The sequence below is a fragment of the Acinetobacter sp. ANC_7634 genome, from assembly GCF_056779875.1.
Genome location: NZ_JBWYIT010000012.1, coordinates 53,996 through 69,531 on the forward strand (window position 1 = coordinate 53,996; position 15,536 = coordinate 69,531).

Annotated in this window: 28 protein-coding genes and 1 pseudogene; 28 read left to right on the plus strand and 1 reads right to left on the minus strand. The window is 42.8% G+C overall.

What is annotated here, in order from left to right; translation table 11 throughout:
• Positions 1-11: 11 nt before the first annotated feature.
• Positions 12-1,214, minus strand: a complete 1,203-nt coding sequence (locus tag AC1M9A_RS12205; RefSeq protein ID WP_481610317.1) for a PLP-dependent transferase — start codon at positions 1,212-1,214, stop codon at positions 12-14.
• Between the two features lie 152 nt (positions 1,215-1,366).
• Between AC1M9A_RS12205 and AC1M9A_RS12210 the strand changes: the two genes are divergently transcribed.
• The 28 genes and pseudogenes from AC1M9A_RS12210 (at position 1,367) to AC1M9A_RS12345 (ending at position 15,534) form a co-directional block, all read left to right on the plus strand.
• Positions 1,367-2,125: a type 1 glutamine amidotransferase gene (locus AC1M9A_RS12210; RefSeq protein WP_179999267.1), complete on the plus strand. Its 759-nt coding sequence runs from the start codon at positions 1,367-1,369 to the stop codon at positions 2,123-2,125.
• 235 nt (positions 2,126-2,360) lie between these two features.
• Positions 2,361-2,672, plus strand: coding sequence for a 30S ribosomal protein S10 (rpsJ, locus tag AC1M9A_RS12215; protein ID WP_004725677.1), 312 nt, complete (start codon positions 2,361-2,363; stop codon positions 2,670-2,672).
• Positions 2,673-2,731: 59 nt separating this feature from the next.
• Positions 2,732-3,370 carry a 50S ribosomal protein L3 gene (gene rplC / locus AC1M9A_RS12220; RefSeq protein ID WP_035265091.1) on the plus strand — a complete coding sequence of 213 codons (639 nt, stop codon included), beginning with the start codon at positions 2,732-2,734 and terminating at the stop codon, positions 3,368-3,370.
• A gap of 11 nt (positions 3,371-3,381) precedes the next feature.
• The gene (rplD, locus tag AC1M9A_RS12225; RefSeq protein WP_035265093.1) at positions 3,382-3,984 is read left to right on the plus strand and encodes a 50S ribosomal protein L4; all 603 of its coding nucleotides are present in this window, start codon (positions 3,382-3,384) and stop codon (positions 3,982-3,984) included.
• Positions 3,981-4,301, plus strand: a complete 321-nt coding sequence (gene rplW, locus AC1M9A_RS12230) for a 50S ribosomal protein L23 (RefSeq protein WP_035265097.1) — start codon at positions 3,981-3,983, stop codon at positions 4,299-4,301. The genes rplD and rplW overlap by 4 nt, the downstream gene beginning before the upstream one ends.
• An 11-nt stretch (positions 4,302-4,312) precedes the next feature.
• Positions 4,313-5,137, plus strand: a complete 825-nt coding sequence (gene rplB, locus AC1M9A_RS12235) for a 50S ribosomal protein L2 (protein ID WP_035265099.1) — start codon at positions 4,313-4,315, stop codon at positions 5,135-5,137.
• Between the two features lie 19 nt (positions 5,138-5,156).
• A complete protein-coding gene (gene rpsS, locus AC1M9A_RS12240; protein ID WP_004281508.1) occupies positions 5,157-5,432 on the plus strand; it encodes a 30S ribosomal protein S19 in 276 nt (91 codons plus the stop codon).
• 11 nt (positions 5,433-5,443) lie between these two features.
• Complete coding sequence (gene rplV / locus AC1M9A_RS12245) at positions 5,444-5,773, plus strand: 50S ribosomal protein L22 (protein ID WP_035265103.1); 330 nt, start codon at positions 5,444-5,446, stop codon at positions 5,771-5,773.
• A 1-nt stretch (position 5,774) separates the two neighbouring features.
• Positions 5,775-6,591: pseudogene (gene rpsC / locus AC1M9A_RS12250) on the plus strand (30S ribosomal protein S3).
• A complete protein-coding gene (rplP, locus tag AC1M9A_RS12255; protein ID WP_035265110.1) occupies positions 6,531-6,944 on the plus strand; it encodes a 50S ribosomal protein L16 in 414 nt (137 codons plus the stop codon). Before rpsC ends, rplP begins: the two are co-directional and overlap by 61 nt.
• A complete protein-coding gene (gene rpmC / locus AC1M9A_RS12260) occupies positions 6,944-7,141 on the plus strand; it encodes a 50S ribosomal protein L29 (RefSeq protein WP_035265113.1) in 198 nt (65 codons plus the stop codon). The genes rplP and rpmC overlap by 1 nt, the downstream gene beginning before the upstream one ends.
• Positions 7,138-7,395, plus strand: a complete 258-nt coding sequence (rpsQ, locus tag AC1M9A_RS12265; RefSeq protein ID WP_004691314.1) for a 30S ribosomal protein S17 — start codon at positions 7,138-7,140, stop codon at positions 7,393-7,395. Before rpmC ends, rpsQ begins: the two co-directional genes overlap by 4 nt.
• Before the next feature lie 91 nt (positions 7,396-7,486).
• The gene (rplN, locus tag AC1M9A_RS12270; protein WP_035265119.1) at positions 7,487-7,855 is read left to right on the plus strand and encodes a 50S ribosomal protein L14; all 369 of its coding nucleotides are present in this window, start codon (positions 7,487-7,489) and stop codon (positions 7,853-7,855) included.
• Between the two features lie 11 nt (positions 7,856-7,866).
• Positions 7,867-8,184, plus strand: a complete 318-nt coding sequence (gene rplX / locus AC1M9A_RS12275; protein ID WP_035265122.1) for a 50S ribosomal protein L24 — start codon at positions 7,867-7,869, stop codon at positions 8,182-8,184.
• Between the two features lie 16 nt (positions 8,185-8,200).
• Positions 8,201-8,737: a 50S ribosomal protein L5 gene (gene rplE, locus AC1M9A_RS12280; protein WP_004809796.1), complete on the plus strand. Its 537-nt coding sequence runs from the start codon at positions 8,201-8,203 to the stop codon at positions 8,735-8,737.
• A gap of 9 nt (positions 8,738-8,746) precedes the next feature.
• A complete protein-coding gene (gene rpsN, locus AC1M9A_RS12285) occupies positions 8,747-9,052 on the plus strand; it encodes a 30S ribosomal protein S14 (protein WP_067731180.1) in 306 nt (101 codons plus the stop codon).
• Between the two features lie 12 nt (positions 9,053-9,064).
• Positions 9,065-9,460 carry a 30S ribosomal protein S8 gene (gene rpsH, locus AC1M9A_RS12290; protein ID WP_035265132.1) on the plus strand — a complete coding sequence of 132 codons (396 nt, stop codon included), beginning with the start codon at positions 9,065-9,067 and terminating at the stop codon, positions 9,458-9,460.
• Between the two features lie 13 nt (positions 9,461-9,473).
• A complete protein-coding gene (gene rplF / locus AC1M9A_RS12295) occupies positions 9,474-10,007 on the plus strand; it encodes a 50S ribosomal protein L6 (protein ID WP_035265135.1) in 534 nt (177 codons plus the stop codon).
• 14 nt (positions 10,008-10,021) lie between these two features.
• Entirely contained in the window at positions 10,022-10,372 is a 351-nt protein-coding gene (rplR, locus tag AC1M9A_RS12300) for a 50S ribosomal protein L18 (protein WP_035265138.1), read from the plus strand.
• A 2-nt stretch (positions 10,373-10,374) separates the two neighbouring features.
• On the plus strand, positions 10,375-10,872 hold the full coding sequence (gene rpsE / locus AC1M9A_RS12305; protein ID WP_035265141.1) for a 30S ribosomal protein S5: 498 nt from the start codon (positions 10,375-10,377) through the stop codon (positions 10,870-10,872).
• A 6-nt stretch (positions 10,873-10,878) separates the two neighbouring features.
• Complete coding sequence (gene rpmD, locus AC1M9A_RS12310) at positions 10,879-11,055, plus strand: 50S ribosomal protein L30 (protein WP_004786899.1); 177 nt, start codon at positions 10,879-10,881, stop codon at positions 11,053-11,055.
• 3 nt (positions 11,056-11,058) lie between these two features.
• The gene (rplO, locus tag AC1M9A_RS12315; RefSeq protein ID WP_092768082.1) at positions 11,059-11,499 is read left to right on the plus strand and encodes a 50S ribosomal protein L15; all 441 of its coding nucleotides are present in this window, start codon (positions 11,059-11,061) and stop codon (positions 11,497-11,499) included.
• 45 nt (positions 11,500-11,544) lie between these two features.
• Positions 11,545-12,864: a preprotein translocase subunit SecY gene (gene secY / locus AC1M9A_RS12320; protein ID WP_171076742.1), complete on the plus strand. Its 1,320-nt coding sequence runs from the start codon at positions 11,545-11,547 to the stop codon at positions 12,862-12,864.
• A gap of 20 nt (positions 12,865-12,884) precedes the next feature.
• Entirely contained in the window at positions 12,885-13,001 is a 117-nt protein-coding gene (gene rpmJ, locus AC1M9A_RS12325; protein ID WP_000867907.1) for a 50S ribosomal protein L36, read from the plus strand.
• Positions 13,002-13,107: 106 nt separating this feature from the next.
• Positions 13,108-13,464, plus strand: coding sequence for a 30S ribosomal protein S13 (gene rpsM / locus AC1M9A_RS12330; protein ID WP_035265156.1), 357 nt, complete (start codon positions 13,108-13,110; stop codon positions 13,462-13,464).
• Between the two features lie 19 nt (positions 13,465-13,483).
• Complete coding sequence (rpsK, locus tag AC1M9A_RS12335; RefSeq protein WP_001040166.1) at positions 13,484-13,870, plus strand: 30S ribosomal protein S11; 387 nt, start codon at positions 13,484-13,486, stop codon at positions 13,868-13,870.
• Between the two features lie 12 nt (positions 13,871-13,882).
• Complete coding sequence (gene rpsD / locus AC1M9A_RS12340; protein ID WP_035265160.1) at positions 13,883-14,509, plus strand: 30S ribosomal protein S4; 627 nt, start codon at positions 13,883-13,885, stop codon at positions 14,507-14,509.
• Positions 14,510-14,526: 17 nt separating this feature from the next.
• Entirely contained in the window at positions 14,527-15,534 is a 1,008-nt protein-coding gene (locus AC1M9A_RS12345) for a DNA-directed RNA polymerase subunit alpha (RefSeq protein WP_035265161.1), read from the plus strand.
• Positions 15,535-15,536 lie beyond the last annotated feature (2 nt).

A 15,536-nucleotide genomic window follows, 5' to 3' on the forward strand; every position in this document is an offset into this window, starting at 1 on the left:
ATTATTCCTTTTTATTCGATCTTTTGTTGTTGCATTATTTTGAGTGCTTGTTGAATATCTTCTATCAAATCGTGAGGATGTTCCAGTCCTATACAAAAACGAACCAATATTCCTTCTTGTAAATGTGGATGTGCAAGCTCACGCATTTGATCAATTTGATAGAGCATTACTAAACTCACTGGGCCACCCCAGCTAAAACCTAATTTAAACAGGTGGAGAGCATCACAAAAATGGCGTATATCTTGAAGATTATATTTTTTATCAAAAATTACACTGATTAAACCTGCACTTAATTCTGATATGCAAACTTCCTTCCAAAAAGTATGACCTGCAGATTTTGGATTGGCAGGGTGTAACACTTGTGCAAACTCATTTTGCTTTTGAAGCCAGCTCAATAAAGTTAGCGCTGATTTAGATTGGTGCGTATAACGGAGTTCCATTGAAGATAGGCTGCGCTGAATCTGTGCAGTATCATCGCCTGATATTGAAATCCCTTGAATTGCATGCATACGAAATAGCTTGTGGTATAAATCCTTGGTTTTTGTAACGACACTCCCCATGAGAATGTCACCACCACCGCTTGGATATTTGGTGAGTGCATGGACGGTGATATCGACTGCTAAGTGTTCTGTACCAAAATCAAAAGCATTAAAAGCTAGACCCGCTCCCCAAGTATTATCAAGTGCGGTAAGGATCTTATGCGTTTGAGCTTTTTTGACCAGATTCGTTAAATCTGGAAATTCGAGTGTTACAGATCCTGCAGCTTCTAACCAAATTAACTTAGCTTTACCACTTGGTTTAAAGCTCTCAACATCAATTGGGTTATAGACCTTAACGGCAATACCATAACGTGATTCTAGGTTTCGCAAATGCTCCATATTTGGACCGTAAATATTGTCCGCGACCCAAACTTCATCACCATGTGCTAAAAAACAAGAATTCACCAAGTTGATTGCAGAGAGTCCGCTTGGTGCAAGGAGGCAGTATTCTCCGCCTTCTAATTGTGCAATATTGTCGCCTAGCGTAAACGTAGTGGGGGTGCCATGCGTTCCGTAACTATAGTCATAAGCATCGGTCCAATGGCGATTGAAAAGAGCATCGGTATTTTCAAAAATGATCGTTGATGCACGATAAATAGGGGGTTGAATACTATTTAAAAGTTGAGGTGCTTTTCTAGGGCTATGTATGAGTTGAGTTTGCGTATTTATTTTCACAATTTACCTGTATAAACCGTCATTTTATAACTAACAAAACATACTACTAAAAAACTGCATAGCTGTGCTTTGTGTAAAATTATTTAACAACCTATAGGTTGGCTTCATTTTTGCAACTGCTAGTGCAATATAAGAAAAGTTCGGGTTGGAAAATGAAGCCATTAAAAGTGCATTACTTTCAGCATATTGCTGGTGAAGGGTTCGGAAGTTGTTATGAATATTTAAAATCAATTGGAGCTCAAATTAGTGCTACGGAGTTTTTTGCATTACCTGTTGAGATGGCATTAGAAATCGAGGCGTTACCAGCAATTGAAGATATTGATTTACTAATCATCATGGGTGGAGCAATGAGTGTAAATGATGAGGCAAATTATCCATGGCTAAAAATAGAAAAAAGATGGATCCGTCGATATTTATCACTAGGCAAGCCTGCAATTGGTTTGTGTCTCGGAGGTCAGCTTATAGCCAATGCTTTGGGAGCAAGTGTACGTTTAAATGAACAACAAGAGTTAGGTTGGACTAAAGTCTTCAGAACTCAACATGGTTTATCAGATTACTTTGAAATACCTAAAGAATTGGAAATAATGCAATGGCACAGTGAGACTTTTGAGATTCCTAAAGGAGGCGTCAGATTGGCTGAAAATAATGTGTGTGCAAATCAAATGTACCAAATTGGAAAGAATGTGCTGGGTTTTCAGTTTCATCCAGAAATAACGCCGAAAGTTTTACAAATGTATATTGAGAATGAAGAGCATGAGAAGGTATTTTCCGGCGCTTATGTACAATCTTTAGATACCTTAAAACAAACAAAAAAAACGAGGTTCCAAAAAGGGAATGAATTGCTGATCGATGCAATTAATTATGTATTGGGGTTCGGGCAGGGTGTACAAAAGAAAGCCGCCAACGCTTAACCGTAAATTGAGAAAAAATGATAAATAGGTTTGCTTAACAGTTAAACAATCGTTATAATGGGCGACCCTTTGATATTAAGGGCTAAACAACGTTGATTGTTGTTTAGATCGTTACAGTCGTGGCATCGATCACGACCTTAGTGATTTTCACTGCCTCTGACACTTGCCTTGTTTTCGGACAGGGGGAGATGCGTCATGGGTGATTCTTTATATATTTGGCTTGGAGTTTACTGGTATGTCTAACCAGAGAATCCGTATCCGTTTGAAGTCTTTTGATCACCGTTTAATTGATCAATCTTCTCAAGAGATCGTAGAAACAGCAAAACGTACTGGCGCACAAGTTTGTGGTCCAATCCCGATGCCAACTCGCATCGAGCGTTTTAACGTTCTAACTTCACCGCACGTTAACAAAGACGCGCGTGATCAGTATGAAATCCGCACTTACAAGCGTTTGATCGACATCGTTCAACCTACAGACAAAACTGTAGATGCATTGATGAAATTAGATCTTGCAGCTGGTGTAGACGTTCAGATCGCATTGGGTTAAGGCTTTCGGTTAATTAACACTCTAAGTTAATTAAGCCGCTTTTTTAGAGGTTTATGCACATGGCTATTGGTTTAGTCGGTCGCAAGTGCGGTATGACACGTATCTTTACAGATGCTGGTGTTTCTGTACCTGTTACAGTGATTGAGGTTGATCCTAACCGCATCACTCAAATCAAAACGCTTGAAACTGATGGTTATCAAGCGATTCAAATCACTACTGGTGAACGTCGCGAATCTCGCGTTACTAATGCTCAGAAAGGTCACTTCGCTAAAGCGGGTGTTGCTGCTGGTCGTTTAGTTCAAGAGTTCCGTGTTACAGAAGCTGATCTTGAAGGTCGTGAAGTTGGCGGAACTATCGGTGTAGATTTGTTCACAGTGGGTCAAATCGTTGACGTAACTGGTCAGTCTAAAGGTAAAGGTTTCCAAGGTGGTGTTAAGCGTTGGAACTTCCGTACTCAAGACGCTACTCACGGTAACTCTGTTTCTCACCGTGTTCTAGGTTCTACAGGTCAAAACCAGACTCCTGGTCGCGTATTCAAAGGCAAAAAAATGGCTGGCCATTTAGGTGCTGAGCGCGTAACTACACAGGGTCTTGAAATCGTTGCTATCGATACAGAGCGTTCAGTTCTTGTAGTTAAAGGCGCGGTTCCTGGTGCTACCGGTGGTGACGTAACTGTTCGTCCTACTATCAAGGCTTGAGGGGAAATAACGTGAATTTAAATACTGTTTCCGGCTCTGCTGTTGAATTATCAGAAGTTGCGTTCGGTCGTGAATTCAATGAAGCTCTTGTACACCAAGTTGTTACGGCTTATTTAGCTGGTGGTCGTCAAGGTTCAAAAGCTCAGAAATCACGTGCAGACGTTTCTGGCGGTGGTAAAAAACCATTCCGTCAAAAAGGTACTGGTCGCGCTCGTGCTGGTTCTATTCGTAGCCCAATCTGGGTTGGCGGTGGTAAAACTTTTGCTGCTCGTCCACAAGACTGGTCTCAAAAAGTAAACCGTAAAATGTATCGCGGTGCTATGCAATGCATCCTAGCTGAACTTGTTCGTCAAGATCGCTTAGTTTTAGTTGAAGAGTTTGCTGTAGCTGCTCCAAAAACTAAAGAATTGCTTGCAAAACTTAACGACTTGAATGCTACTCGTGCATTAATCGTTACTGATGCTGTTGATGAGAACTTGTATCTAGCTGCTCGTAACCTTCCACACGTTGATGTGGTTGATGCTGCTGCTATCGATCCTGTTAGCTTGATCGCGTTCGATAAAGTTGTTATGTCTGTAGCTGCTGCTAAGAAAATTGAGGTAGAACTCGGATGAACAACGAACGTATCTATCAAGTCCTAAAAGGACCTGTATTCTCAGAAAAAGCACAAGTTTTAGGTGAAACTGCTGGTGTTCAAGTGTTTAAAGTTGCTATCGATGCAAACAAACTTGAAATCAAAAAAGCAGTTGAACAATTATTTGGTGTAGAAGTTGTTAAAGTTAACACGACTATCACTAAAGGTAAGACTAAACGCTTTGGTAAAACTATCGGACGTCGTTCTGATGTTAAAAAAGCATACGTCACCCTGAAAGCTGGCCAAGATGTAGAAATGGCTGACTTGGGCGATACCGCTGAAAGCACAGCGGAATAAGGACGAGAATTATGCCTATTCAAAAATGTAAGCCAACGTCTCCAGGACGTCGCTTTGTAGAGAAAGTCGTTCACGACCATCTTCACAAAGGTGCGCCTTATGCTCCGTTGGTAGAAGCTAAAAAACGTACTGGTGGTCGTAATAACAACGGTCACATTACTACACGTCACGTTGGTGGTGGTCACAAGCAACATTACCGTATTGTTGACTTTAAACGTAACAAAGATGGCATTCCTGCGACTGTAGAGCGTATCGAATACGATCCTAACCGTACTGCACACATTGCATTAGTTTTGTATGCTGACGGTGAGCGTCGTTATATCATTGCGCCTAAAGGTCTACGTGCTGGTGATAAAGTTCAATCTGGTAACGATGCTCCAATTCGTCCAGGTAACTGCTTACCACTTCGTAACATGCCTATCGGTTCTACTCTTCACAATATCGAGCTTAAAATCGGTAAAGGCGCTCAATTAGTGCGTTCTGCTGGTGCTTCTGCTCAGTTATTGGGTCGTGACGGTTCTTACGCAATTATTCGTCTACGTTCTGGCGAAATGCGTAAAGTACACGTTGAATGTCGCGCAGTTCTTGGTGAAGTTTCTAACCAAGAAAGCAACTTACGTTCACTAGGTAAAGCTGGTGCTTCACGCTGGCGTGGTGTTCGTCCTACCGTTCGTGGTATGGCGATGAACCCGGTAGATCACCCACATGGTGGTGGTGAAGGGCGTAACAAAGGTATTCAACCTGTAAGCCCATGGGGTCAAAAAGCTAAAGGGTACAAGACACGTACCAATAAGCGTACGACTAAGATGATCATTCGCGACCGTCGCGTTAAGTAACAAGTAAAGGAATCTGACAATGCCTCGTTCTCTGAAAAAAGGCCCATTCGTCGATGCGCACTTGTTCGCTAAGGTTGAAGCGGCTATCGCGGCTAATAACCGTAAGCCGATCAAAACTTGGTCGCGTCGTTCGATGATCCTCCCGGATTTTGTTGGTTTAACAATTTCTGTACACAATGGTCGTAACCATGTTCCGGTAATCGTATCTGAGCATATGGTTGGTCACAAGCTTGGTGAATTTGCGCCGACTCGTACTTACCGTGGTCACGGTGTTGACAAGAAATCTAAACGTTAATAGGTGCTATGATGGAAGTAACTGCTAAATTACGCGGTGCCGCTATCTCGGCACAAAAAGCTCGTTTGGTTGCAGACTTGATTCGCGGCAAATCTGTTGCGCACGCTCTTAACATCCTAAACTTCAGCAACAAAAAAGCTGCAGTTTTAGTTAAGAAAGCGTTGGAATCTGCGATTGCAAACGCTGAACATAATAACAGTTTAGATGTAGACGATCTTAAAGTTTCTACGATCTACGTTGATGAAGGCATGAGCCTTAAACGTATTTTGCCACGTGCTAAAGGCCGTGCAGATCGTATTACTAAGCGTACTTGTCACATCACCGTTAAGGTAGGGGTTTGATATGGGTCAGAAGGTTCATCCAATCGGTATCCGCCTAGGTGTTGTGAAACGTCATAACGCTAACTGGTATGCGAATCCGAAACAATACGCTGAATACTTGCTTAAAGATCTTCAAGTTCGTGAGTTTTTAAACAAAAAACTTAAGAATGCGATGGTGAGCAATATTCTTATCGAACGTCCAACAGGTGCTGCTAAAGTAACAATTAGCACTGCTCGTCCTGGTATCGTGATCGGTAAAAAAGGCGAAGACATTGAAAAATTACAGCGCGAACTTACCAATATTATGGGTGTTCCAGCGCAAGTAAGCATCAACGAAATTGATCGTCCAGATTTAGACGCTCGTCTAGTTGGTGAAGCAATTGCTTCTCAATTAGAAAAACGTGTAATGTTCCGTCGTGCTATGAAGCGTGCGGTTCAAAACACTATGCGTGCTGGTGCGAAAGGTATCAAAGTTGAAGTTTCTGGTCGTTTAGGCGGTGCAGAGATTGCACGTACTGAATGGTATCGTGAAGGTCGTGTACCTCTACATACTCTTCGTGCTGACATCGACTATTCAGCGGTTCGCGCAGAAACTACTTACGGTACGATCGGCGTTAAAGTTTGGATCTTCCGTGGTGAGATCTTGGGCGGCATGAAACAAGTCATGAACCCAGCTCCAGCTGAAGAACGTCCAGCTAAACGTGGTCGCGGTCGTGGTGAAGGTCAAGAGCGTCGTGGTCGTCGCAATGATCGTTCTGCTGAAAAAGGAGAATAATCCATGTTGCAACCTAAACGTACTAAATTCCGTAAAGTGCAAAAAGGCCGTAACACTGGTCTAGCACATCGCGGTAGCACAGTATCTTTTGGTACTATCGCACTTAAATCAGTTGAACGTGGTCGCATGACTGCGCGTCAAATTGAAGCAGCGCGTCGTACAATCAGCCGTCGTGTAAAACGTGGTGGTAAGATCTTTATCCGTGTATTCCCGGACAAACCAATTACTGAAAAACCATTAGAAGTTCGTATGGGTAAAGGTAAAGGTTCTGTGGAATATTGGGTTTGTGAAATCAAACCAGGTAAGATCCTGTACGAAATGGAAGGTGTGAACGAAGAATTAGCGCGTGAAGCATTTACGCTTGCTGCTGCTAAACTTCCGTTTAAAACCACTATCGTGACTCGGACGGTAATGTAATGAAAACTAAAGATCTACGTGAAAAGTCGGTAGAAGAATTGACAGCTTTGCTTGATGAGCAACAGTTGAACCAATTCCGTCTTCGCATGGCTAAAGCAACTGGTCAATTGGGTAAATCGCACGAAGTGCAATTAACTCGTAAAACTATTGCTCGCATCAAGACCCTCCTTACCGAAAAACAGGGGAACGCACAATGAGTGAGCAAACAGTTCGCACGTTAACAGGCAAAGTAGTAAGCGACAAGATGGACAAGTCTATCGTTGTTCTTATCGAACGCCGCGTTCAACACCCGTTGTATGGCAAATCAATCCGCCGTTCAACAAAATTACACGCTCATGATGAGAACAACACTGCTAAAACTGGCGATGTTGTAACTATCAAAGAAAGCCGCCCAATTTCTAAAACTAAGTCTTGGACTTTAGTTGAAGTTGTTGAAGCAGCTGCTGAGTAAATAACGTTCTTGTTGCATCATCGGTCAATTTCGAGTACTCTTTGAGCCTTTCGAAATTGTGACCGGTGATGCTCGGTTTTGGAGTAGGGCAATGATTCAGACCGAAACTATGCTCGACGTAGCAGACAACAGTGGTGCTCGCCGCGTACAATGTATTAAAGTACTTGGTGGTTCACATCGTCGTTATGCTTCAGTTGGCGACATTATTAAAGTTACTGTAAAAGAAGCAATTCCACGTGGCCGTGTTAAAAAAGGCGACGTAATGAATGCAGTAGTTGTACGTACAAAATTCGGTATCCGTCGTCCAGATGGTTCTGTTATTCGTTTCGATGATAACGCTGCTGTTATTTTGAACAACAACAAAGCTCCGATTGCTACTCGTATTTTCGGACCAGTGACTCGTGAACTTCGTACTGAACAGTTCATGAAAATCATTTCATTGGCTCCTGAAGTTCTATAATAGAGGCAATCATGGCTAAGATTAAAAAAGGCGATCAAGTAATCGTGATCGCAGGTAAAGAAAAAGGCAAACAAGGTACTGTTTTGTCTGTTTCTAATGACCGAGTTAAGGTTGAAGGTCTTAACTTAGTTAAGAAGCATCAAAAGCCTAACCGTGCAACAGGTGCTGAAGGCGCTATCGTTACACAAGAAGCTTTGCTTCATATCTCTAACGTGGCAATTTTTAATGCTACAACCCAAAAGGCTGACCGTGTTGGTTACCAAGTGATTGATGGCGTGAAAACTCGCGTTTACAAATCAAATGGTGAATCAGTGGCGGTAGCGAAGTAATAGGTTGAAATAGGCAATGGCCAGACTTAAAGCGCGTTACAACGACGAACTTAAAGCTCAATTACAAGAACAATTGGGCGTTAAGAATGTGATGGAGATCCCTCGCATCACTAAAATCACGATCAATATGGGTGTTGGTGCAGCAGCTGCTGACAAAAAACTCCTTGATGGTGCTCTTTCTGATATGCAAGCTATCGCTGGTCAAAAACCAGTTCTTACGTTAGCTCGTAAATCTATCGCTGGTTTCAAAATCCGTGATGGTTGGCCGATTGGTTGTAAAGTTACTTTACGCGGCGAACGCATGTACGAATTCTTAGACCGTTTGATCTCTATCGCGATCCCTCGTATCCGTGACTTCCGTGGTTTCTCTGCGAAATCATTTGACGGTCGTGGTAACTACTCTATGGGTCTTAAAGAACAGATCATGTTCCCTGAGATCGATTTTGATAAGATTGACCGTATTCGTGGTATGGATATTACCATCACTACGACTGCTCGCACCGATGACGAAGGCCGTGCGCTTATGCGTGCATTCGGCTTCCCGTTCAAATAAGAGGTCGATATGGCTAAGAAAGGTATGATTAATCGCGAATTGAAACGCGAAGCTACTGTTGCTAAATACGCTGCAAAACGTGCTGAATTAAAAGCTGTTATTGCAAACGTAAATGCAAGCGACGAAGAGCGTTTCGAAGCGATGATGAAGTTACAAGCATTACCACGTAATGCATCTCCAGTACGTCTTCGTAACCGTTGTGGTTTAACTGGTCGTCCTCATGGTTACTTCCGTAAGTTCGGTTTAAGCCGTAACAAATTACGTGACACAGTAATGCAAGGTGATGTACCGGGCGTTGTTAAGGCAAGCTGGTAAGGAGCACTATAAATGAGTATGCAAGATACCGTTGCCGACATGTTAACACGTGTTCGTAACGCACAAATGGCGAAGAAACAAACTGTTTCTATGCCAAACTCAAAGTTAAAAGTTGCGATTGCTAACGTTCTTCAACAAGAAGGTTATATCGCTGACGTAGCTGTTGCGGATGCTGAAGGCAAACCAACACTTACTTTGACTTTAAAATATTTCGAAGGCAAACCAGTTATTGAAACTGTGAAGCGCGTTAGCCGTCCAGGTTTACGTCAATATCGCGGTAAAGATAACCTTCCAAGCGTTAAGCAAGGTTTAGGTATTGCAATTGTTTCTACAAGCAAAGGCATCATGACTGATCGCGCTGCACGTGCTGCAGGTATCGGTGGTGAAGTTATTGCTTTTGTTTCTTAATAGGTGATTCCTCATGTCTCGTGTGGCTAAAGCCCCAGTAACTGTACCTAACGGTGTAACAGTTACTCAGAACGGCCGGCAGGTCGAAGTGAAAGGCAGCAAAGGTACTTTGTCTTTCAACCTGCATGCGCTGGTCGAGCTAAAACAGGAAGACGGTATTCTAGCTGTTGCTCCTAAAGCTGAATCTAAAGATGCTTGGATGCAAGCTGGTACTGCTCGCGCTGTGCTTAACAACCTTGTTAAAGGTGTTAGCGAAGGTTTCGAACGTAAGTTACAACTTATCGGTGTTGGTTATAAAGCTGCGGTTAAAGGGAACACAGTTCACCTTAACCTAGGTTTCTCTCACCCGATCGATTACAACCTTCCTGAAGGTGTAACTGCTGAAACTCCTACAGCTACTGAAATCGTGCTTAAATCTGCTGATAAAGCAGCTTTAGGTCAAGTTGCTGCAGATATCCGTGGTTACCGTCCACCAGAGCCATATAAAGGTAAAGGTGTTCGTTATTCTGATGAAGTTGTACTTCGTAAAGAAGCTAAGAAGAAATAAGGCGCGAGGTTCTTATGAACGAAAAGAAACAAACCCGTTTGCGTCGTGCGAAAAGCACACGCTTGCACATCCGTGCATTGGGTGCGACTCGTTTGTGTGTAAACCGCACTCCGCGTCACATCTATGCTCAAGTAATCTCAGCAGATGGTGGCAAAGTATTAGCGCAAGCTTCTACTTTAGATGCTACGTTACGTAGTGGTACTACAGGTAACGTTGAAGCAGCTACTAAAGTTGGTGCTTTAATCGCTGAACGTGCTAAAGCAGCTGGCGTAACTAAAGTTGCATTTGACCGTTCTGGTTTCAAATATCATGGTCGTATCAAAGCCTTGGCTGATGCTGCTCGTGAAAACGGCTTGGAGTTCTAATCATGGCTAAAGTTGAACAAAACGAAGGTCTTGTTGAAAAGCTGGTTGCCGTTGATCGTGTAGCCAAAGTTGTTAAGGGTGGTCGTATCTTCTCTTTCACAGCATTAACTGTTGTGGGTGATGGTAATGGTCGCGTAGGTTTTGGTCGTGGTAAAGCTCGTGAAGTTCCAGCTGCTATTTCTAAAGCACTTGAAGCTGCTCGTCGCAACATGATTACTGTTGAACTTGTTGATGGTACTGTTCAGCACCCTATCAACGCTCGTCACGGTGCTAGCCGTGTTTACATGCAACCTGCTTCTGAAGGTACTGGTGTAATTGCTGGTGGCGCTATGCGTGCTGTTTTAGAAGCTGTTGGTGTACGTAACGTATTAACTAAATGTTATGGTTCTACTAACGCTGCGAACGTAGTAAACGCGACTTTTAATGGTCTGCGTGATATGACTTCTCCTGAGAAAGTTGCTGCGAAACGTGGTCTTTCAGTAGCACAAATTCAAGGGTAATCAATCATGAAAACGATTAAAGTTACCCAGACTAAATCTGCATCGCATCGCTTGAAAAATCACAAGCTTAGCCTTAAAGGTTTAGGTCTGCGTCGTATTGGTCACACTGTAGAAGTTCAAGATACTCCTTCTAACCGTGGTATGATCAATCAAGTTTACTATATGGTTAGTGTAGAGGAATAAGCCATGACTCTGCGTTTAAATACAATTGCACCTGCAGAAGGTGCTAAGCGTGAAAACCTTCGTTTAGGCCGTGGTATTGGTTCTGGCGTTGGTAAGACTGGTGGCCGTGGTGTCAAAGGTCAAAACTCACGTAAGAGCGGTGGTACTCGTCCAGGTTTCGAGGGTGGTCAAACTGCATTATATCGTCGTCTACCTAAGTTCGGTTTTACTAGCCAATTGGCTTTGAAAACTGCTGAAGTACGTTTGTCTGAACTTAACAAAGTTGAAGGCGATATCGTGTCTCTTGAAACTTTAAAAGCAGCGAACGTTGTACGTAAAGATATGATTCGTGCTCGTATCGTTCTTTCTGGTGAAATCACTCGTGCATTCACTGTTCAAGGTGTTGCATTGACTAAAGGCGCTAAAGCTGCTGTTGAAGCTGCTGGCGGTAAAGTCGAGGAGTAATCGCGAGTGTCTATGTCTCCTAGTTCTACAGGTCATGTTCACATGATGAAAGGTCAACCATTTCACGTTAAATATCGTGAAATTATACGCCGATTAATGTTTTTAATTGGTGCTTTGGTGGTCTTTCGACTAGGAGCGCATATTCCGCTGCCAGGTATTGATAATGTCGCTTTAGAACGTTTCTTTAATGCAAACCAGGGTACTTTCCTTGGTTTGTTTAATATGTTCTCAGGCGGGGCATTGGAACGAATGTCCATTCTTGCGTTGGGGATCATGCCGTATATCTCTGCATCGATTATTGTGCAGTTAATGTCAACGGTTGTTCCTTCGCTGGAAGCATTGAAAAAAGAAGGCGAGCAGGGCAAGCGTAAGATTAACCAATATACGCGTTACGGCACATTATTCCTTGCAATTGTACAAGGTATTGGTATGTGTGCGGGTCTGATCAGTCAAGGGATTACCTTTACTTCAGGTTTAGCATTCTATATTCCTGCATTAACGTCTTTAGTTGCAGGTACCATGTTCTTAATGTGGTTGGGAGAGCAAATTACCGAGCGTGGTGTTGGTAATGGGATCTCTATGATCATCTTTGCAGGTATTGTTGCTGGTTTACCAAGTATGGTTGTGCAATCATTTACCCTTGTGGAAAATGGTCAATCAAGTTTAATTGGTATTGCTATATTTGGCTTATTGTCTTTAGCTGTTTTAGCTGCGATTGTGTTTATTGAAAAAGCACAACGTCGTATACCTGTTAACTATGCTCAAAAGCAGCAAGGTCGCCGAGTATTTACTGCACAGCAGACTCACTTACCATTAAAAATAAATATGGCGGGTGTAATTCCAGCAATTTTCGCAAGTTCGTTATTGCTGTTTCCTGCAAGTTTAGGTCAATGGTTAGGTAGTTCTGATCCTAATGCAGGGATCGTTAAGCGTACACTACAAGATTTGGCATTAGTTTTATCGCCTGGACAACCATTATATTTGGTGCTATTCGGTGCGCTTATTATTTTCTTCTGTTATTTTTATACGGCACTAGTTTTCAGTCCTAAAGAAGTATCAGAAAACTTAAAGCGTAGTGGAGCTTATGTACCTGGTATCCGCCCAGGTGAGCAAACTGCTCGTTATTTAGATCATATTCTTAGTCGTTTAACATTTATCGGTTCGATTTATATCACTGTTGTATGTTTAATGCCGATGGTGCTTCAAAGTTCTTTCGGTATTCCATTCCATTTGGGTGGTACATCGCTGTTGATCGTGGTTGTTGTAGTTATGGACTTTATGGCTCAGCTACAGGCACACCTCACATCGCGCCAATATGATAATCAAACACTAATGAGTAAAACGACTGCTCATCCTAAGGGATAAGCGCACTTAGAGGTTTCATCATGAAAGTTCAAGCTTCTGTAAAGAAAATTTGTGGTAGCTGTAAAGTTATCCGTCGTAATGGGGTAATCCGCGTGATTTGTAGCGCTGAACCTCGTCATAAGCAGCGTCAAGGTTAATCTGATCAAGACCTGTTGATTTCAGTAGGCTAATTAGGTTATTATCCGCCCCTCAAAGATTTTGTGGGGCGGTTGATTATCTCTACTGCCTTTTTGGAGAAAGTGAATGGCTCGTATTGCCGGTGTAAACATTCCGGATAACAAGCATGCTGTTATCTCTCTTACGTATATCTTTGGTATTGGTCGCCATACTGCTAAGCAAATCTTAGCTGCAACTGGTATTGCACCAACTACTAAGATCCGTGAATTAGATGACGCTCAGCTTGATGCGATTCGTGCAGAAGTTGCTAAGGTTCCGACCGAAGGTGACTTACGTCGCGAAATTTCCATGAACATTAAACGTTTAATGGATTTAGGCTGCTACCGCGGTCTTCGTCATCGTCGCAGCTTGCCTGTCCGCGGACAACGCACCAAAACTAACGCACGTACCCGTAAAGGTCCGCGCAAACCTATTAAGAAATAAGATTTCTGGAAGCTAAAAGATGGCTAAAGATACTCGCACACGCAAGAAGGTCACTCGTACCGTCTCTGAAGGTGTTGCACACATTCACGCTTCTTTTAATAACACCATTGTGACTATTACCGATCGTCAAGGTAATGCACTGGCTTGGGCCACTTCAGGTGGACAAGGCTTCCGTGGATCACGTAAATCAACTCCGTTTGCTGCTCAGGTAGCTGCTGAAGTTGCTGGTAAAGCTGCTTTAGATTACGGTTTGAAAAACTTGGACGTCCTTGTTAAAGGTCCTGGTCCAGGTCGTGAATCTGCGGTTCGTGCTTTAGGTGCAGTGGGTTATAAAATTAATAGCATTACCGATGTGACTCCAATTCCTCACAACGGTTGCCGTCCACCTAAAAAACGTCGCGTGTAAGGAGAAACATTCATGGCTCGTTATATTGGTCCAAAATGCAAACTCTCTCGCCGCGAAGGGACAGACCTGCAACTTAAATCAGGCGTTAAACCGTTTGATGTTAAGACAAAAAAACATGCTAAAGCTCCTGGCCAACATGGTGGAGCTCGTGGTGGTAAACAATCAGAGTACTCACTACAATTACGTGAAAAACAAAAAGTACGTCGTATGTACGGTGTTTTAGAACGTCAATTTAGTAACTACTATAAAGAAGCTGCTCGTGTTAAAGGCGCAACAGGTGAAAACTTGTTGAAATTGCTTGAAAGCCGTTTAGATAACGTTGTTTATCGTATGGGCTTTGGTTCTACACGTGCAGAAGCTCGTCAGCTTGTATCTCACCGTTCAATCACTTTAAATGGTCGTCGTGTTAACATCGCGTCAATCCAAGTTAAAGCTGGTGACGTGATTGCAGTACACGAAGGCGCTAAACAACAATTACGTATTAAAAACGCAATTGAATTGGCTGCTCAACGTGGAACTCCTTCTTGGATGGAAGTTGACCATTCTAAATTAGAAGGTACATTCAAATCTGCACCTGATCGTTCTGATTTACCTGCTGAAATCAACGAAAGCTTGATTGTTGAATTGTATTCTAAATAATCCTTGAGGTAGCAATAATGACGCGTACTGCAAACGAGTTTCTAACTCCGCAAGCGATCAAGGTCGAAGCGGCAAGCGGGACCTCGGCAAAAGTGATTCTAGAACCTTTAGAGCGTGGCTTTGGTCATACTCTAGGTAATGCTTTACGTCGCATTCTTTTATCATCTTTACCTGGCGCTGCTGTGGTTGAAGTTGAGATTGAAGGCGTCGAGCACGAGTACAGTACTTTAGAAGGCTTGCAGCAGGACATCGTCGAGCTCTTGCTGAACCTTAAAGGATTGTCTATTAAGCTGTTCGATCAAAATGAAGCATATTTGACATTAGAGAAACAAGGACCTGGCGATGTAACTGCCGCTGATCTTCGTTTACCTCACAATGTCGAAGTGGTTAACCCTGAACATTTGATCGGCACGTTAAGTGCTTCAGGCTCATTGAAAATGCGCTTGAAAGTTGTTCAAGGTCGTGGTTATGAGACTTCTGATTCTCGCTTCCCAGAAGGTGAAACTCGCCCAGTGGGACGTTTACAATTAGATGCGTCTTATAGCCCGATTAAACGTGTTTCTTACACAGTTGAAAATGCTCGTGTAGAACAACGTACAGACCTTGACAAGTTGGTCATTGATCTTGAAACAAACGGGACTGTTGATCCTGAAGAAGCGATCCGTAAAGCGGCAACAATCTTGCAACAACAAATTGCAATCTTTGTTGATCTTCAGAAAGATCAAGCTCCAGTTGCTCAAGAACCTCGTGAAGAAGTTGACCCAATCTTGCTTCGTCCAGTAGATGATCTAGAGCTTACTGTTCGTTCTGCTAACTGTTTGAAAGCAGAAAATATTTACTACATTGGTGATCTTGTTCAACGTACTGAGGTTGAGTTGTTAAAAACTCCTAACTTAGGTAAAAAATCGTTGACTGAGATCAAAGATGTTCTGGCTTCAAAAGGCTTACAACTCGGCATGCGTTTAGAAAACTGGCCACCAGCTAGTTTACGTATGGACGATCGTTTTGCCTATCGTAGTCGTTAATT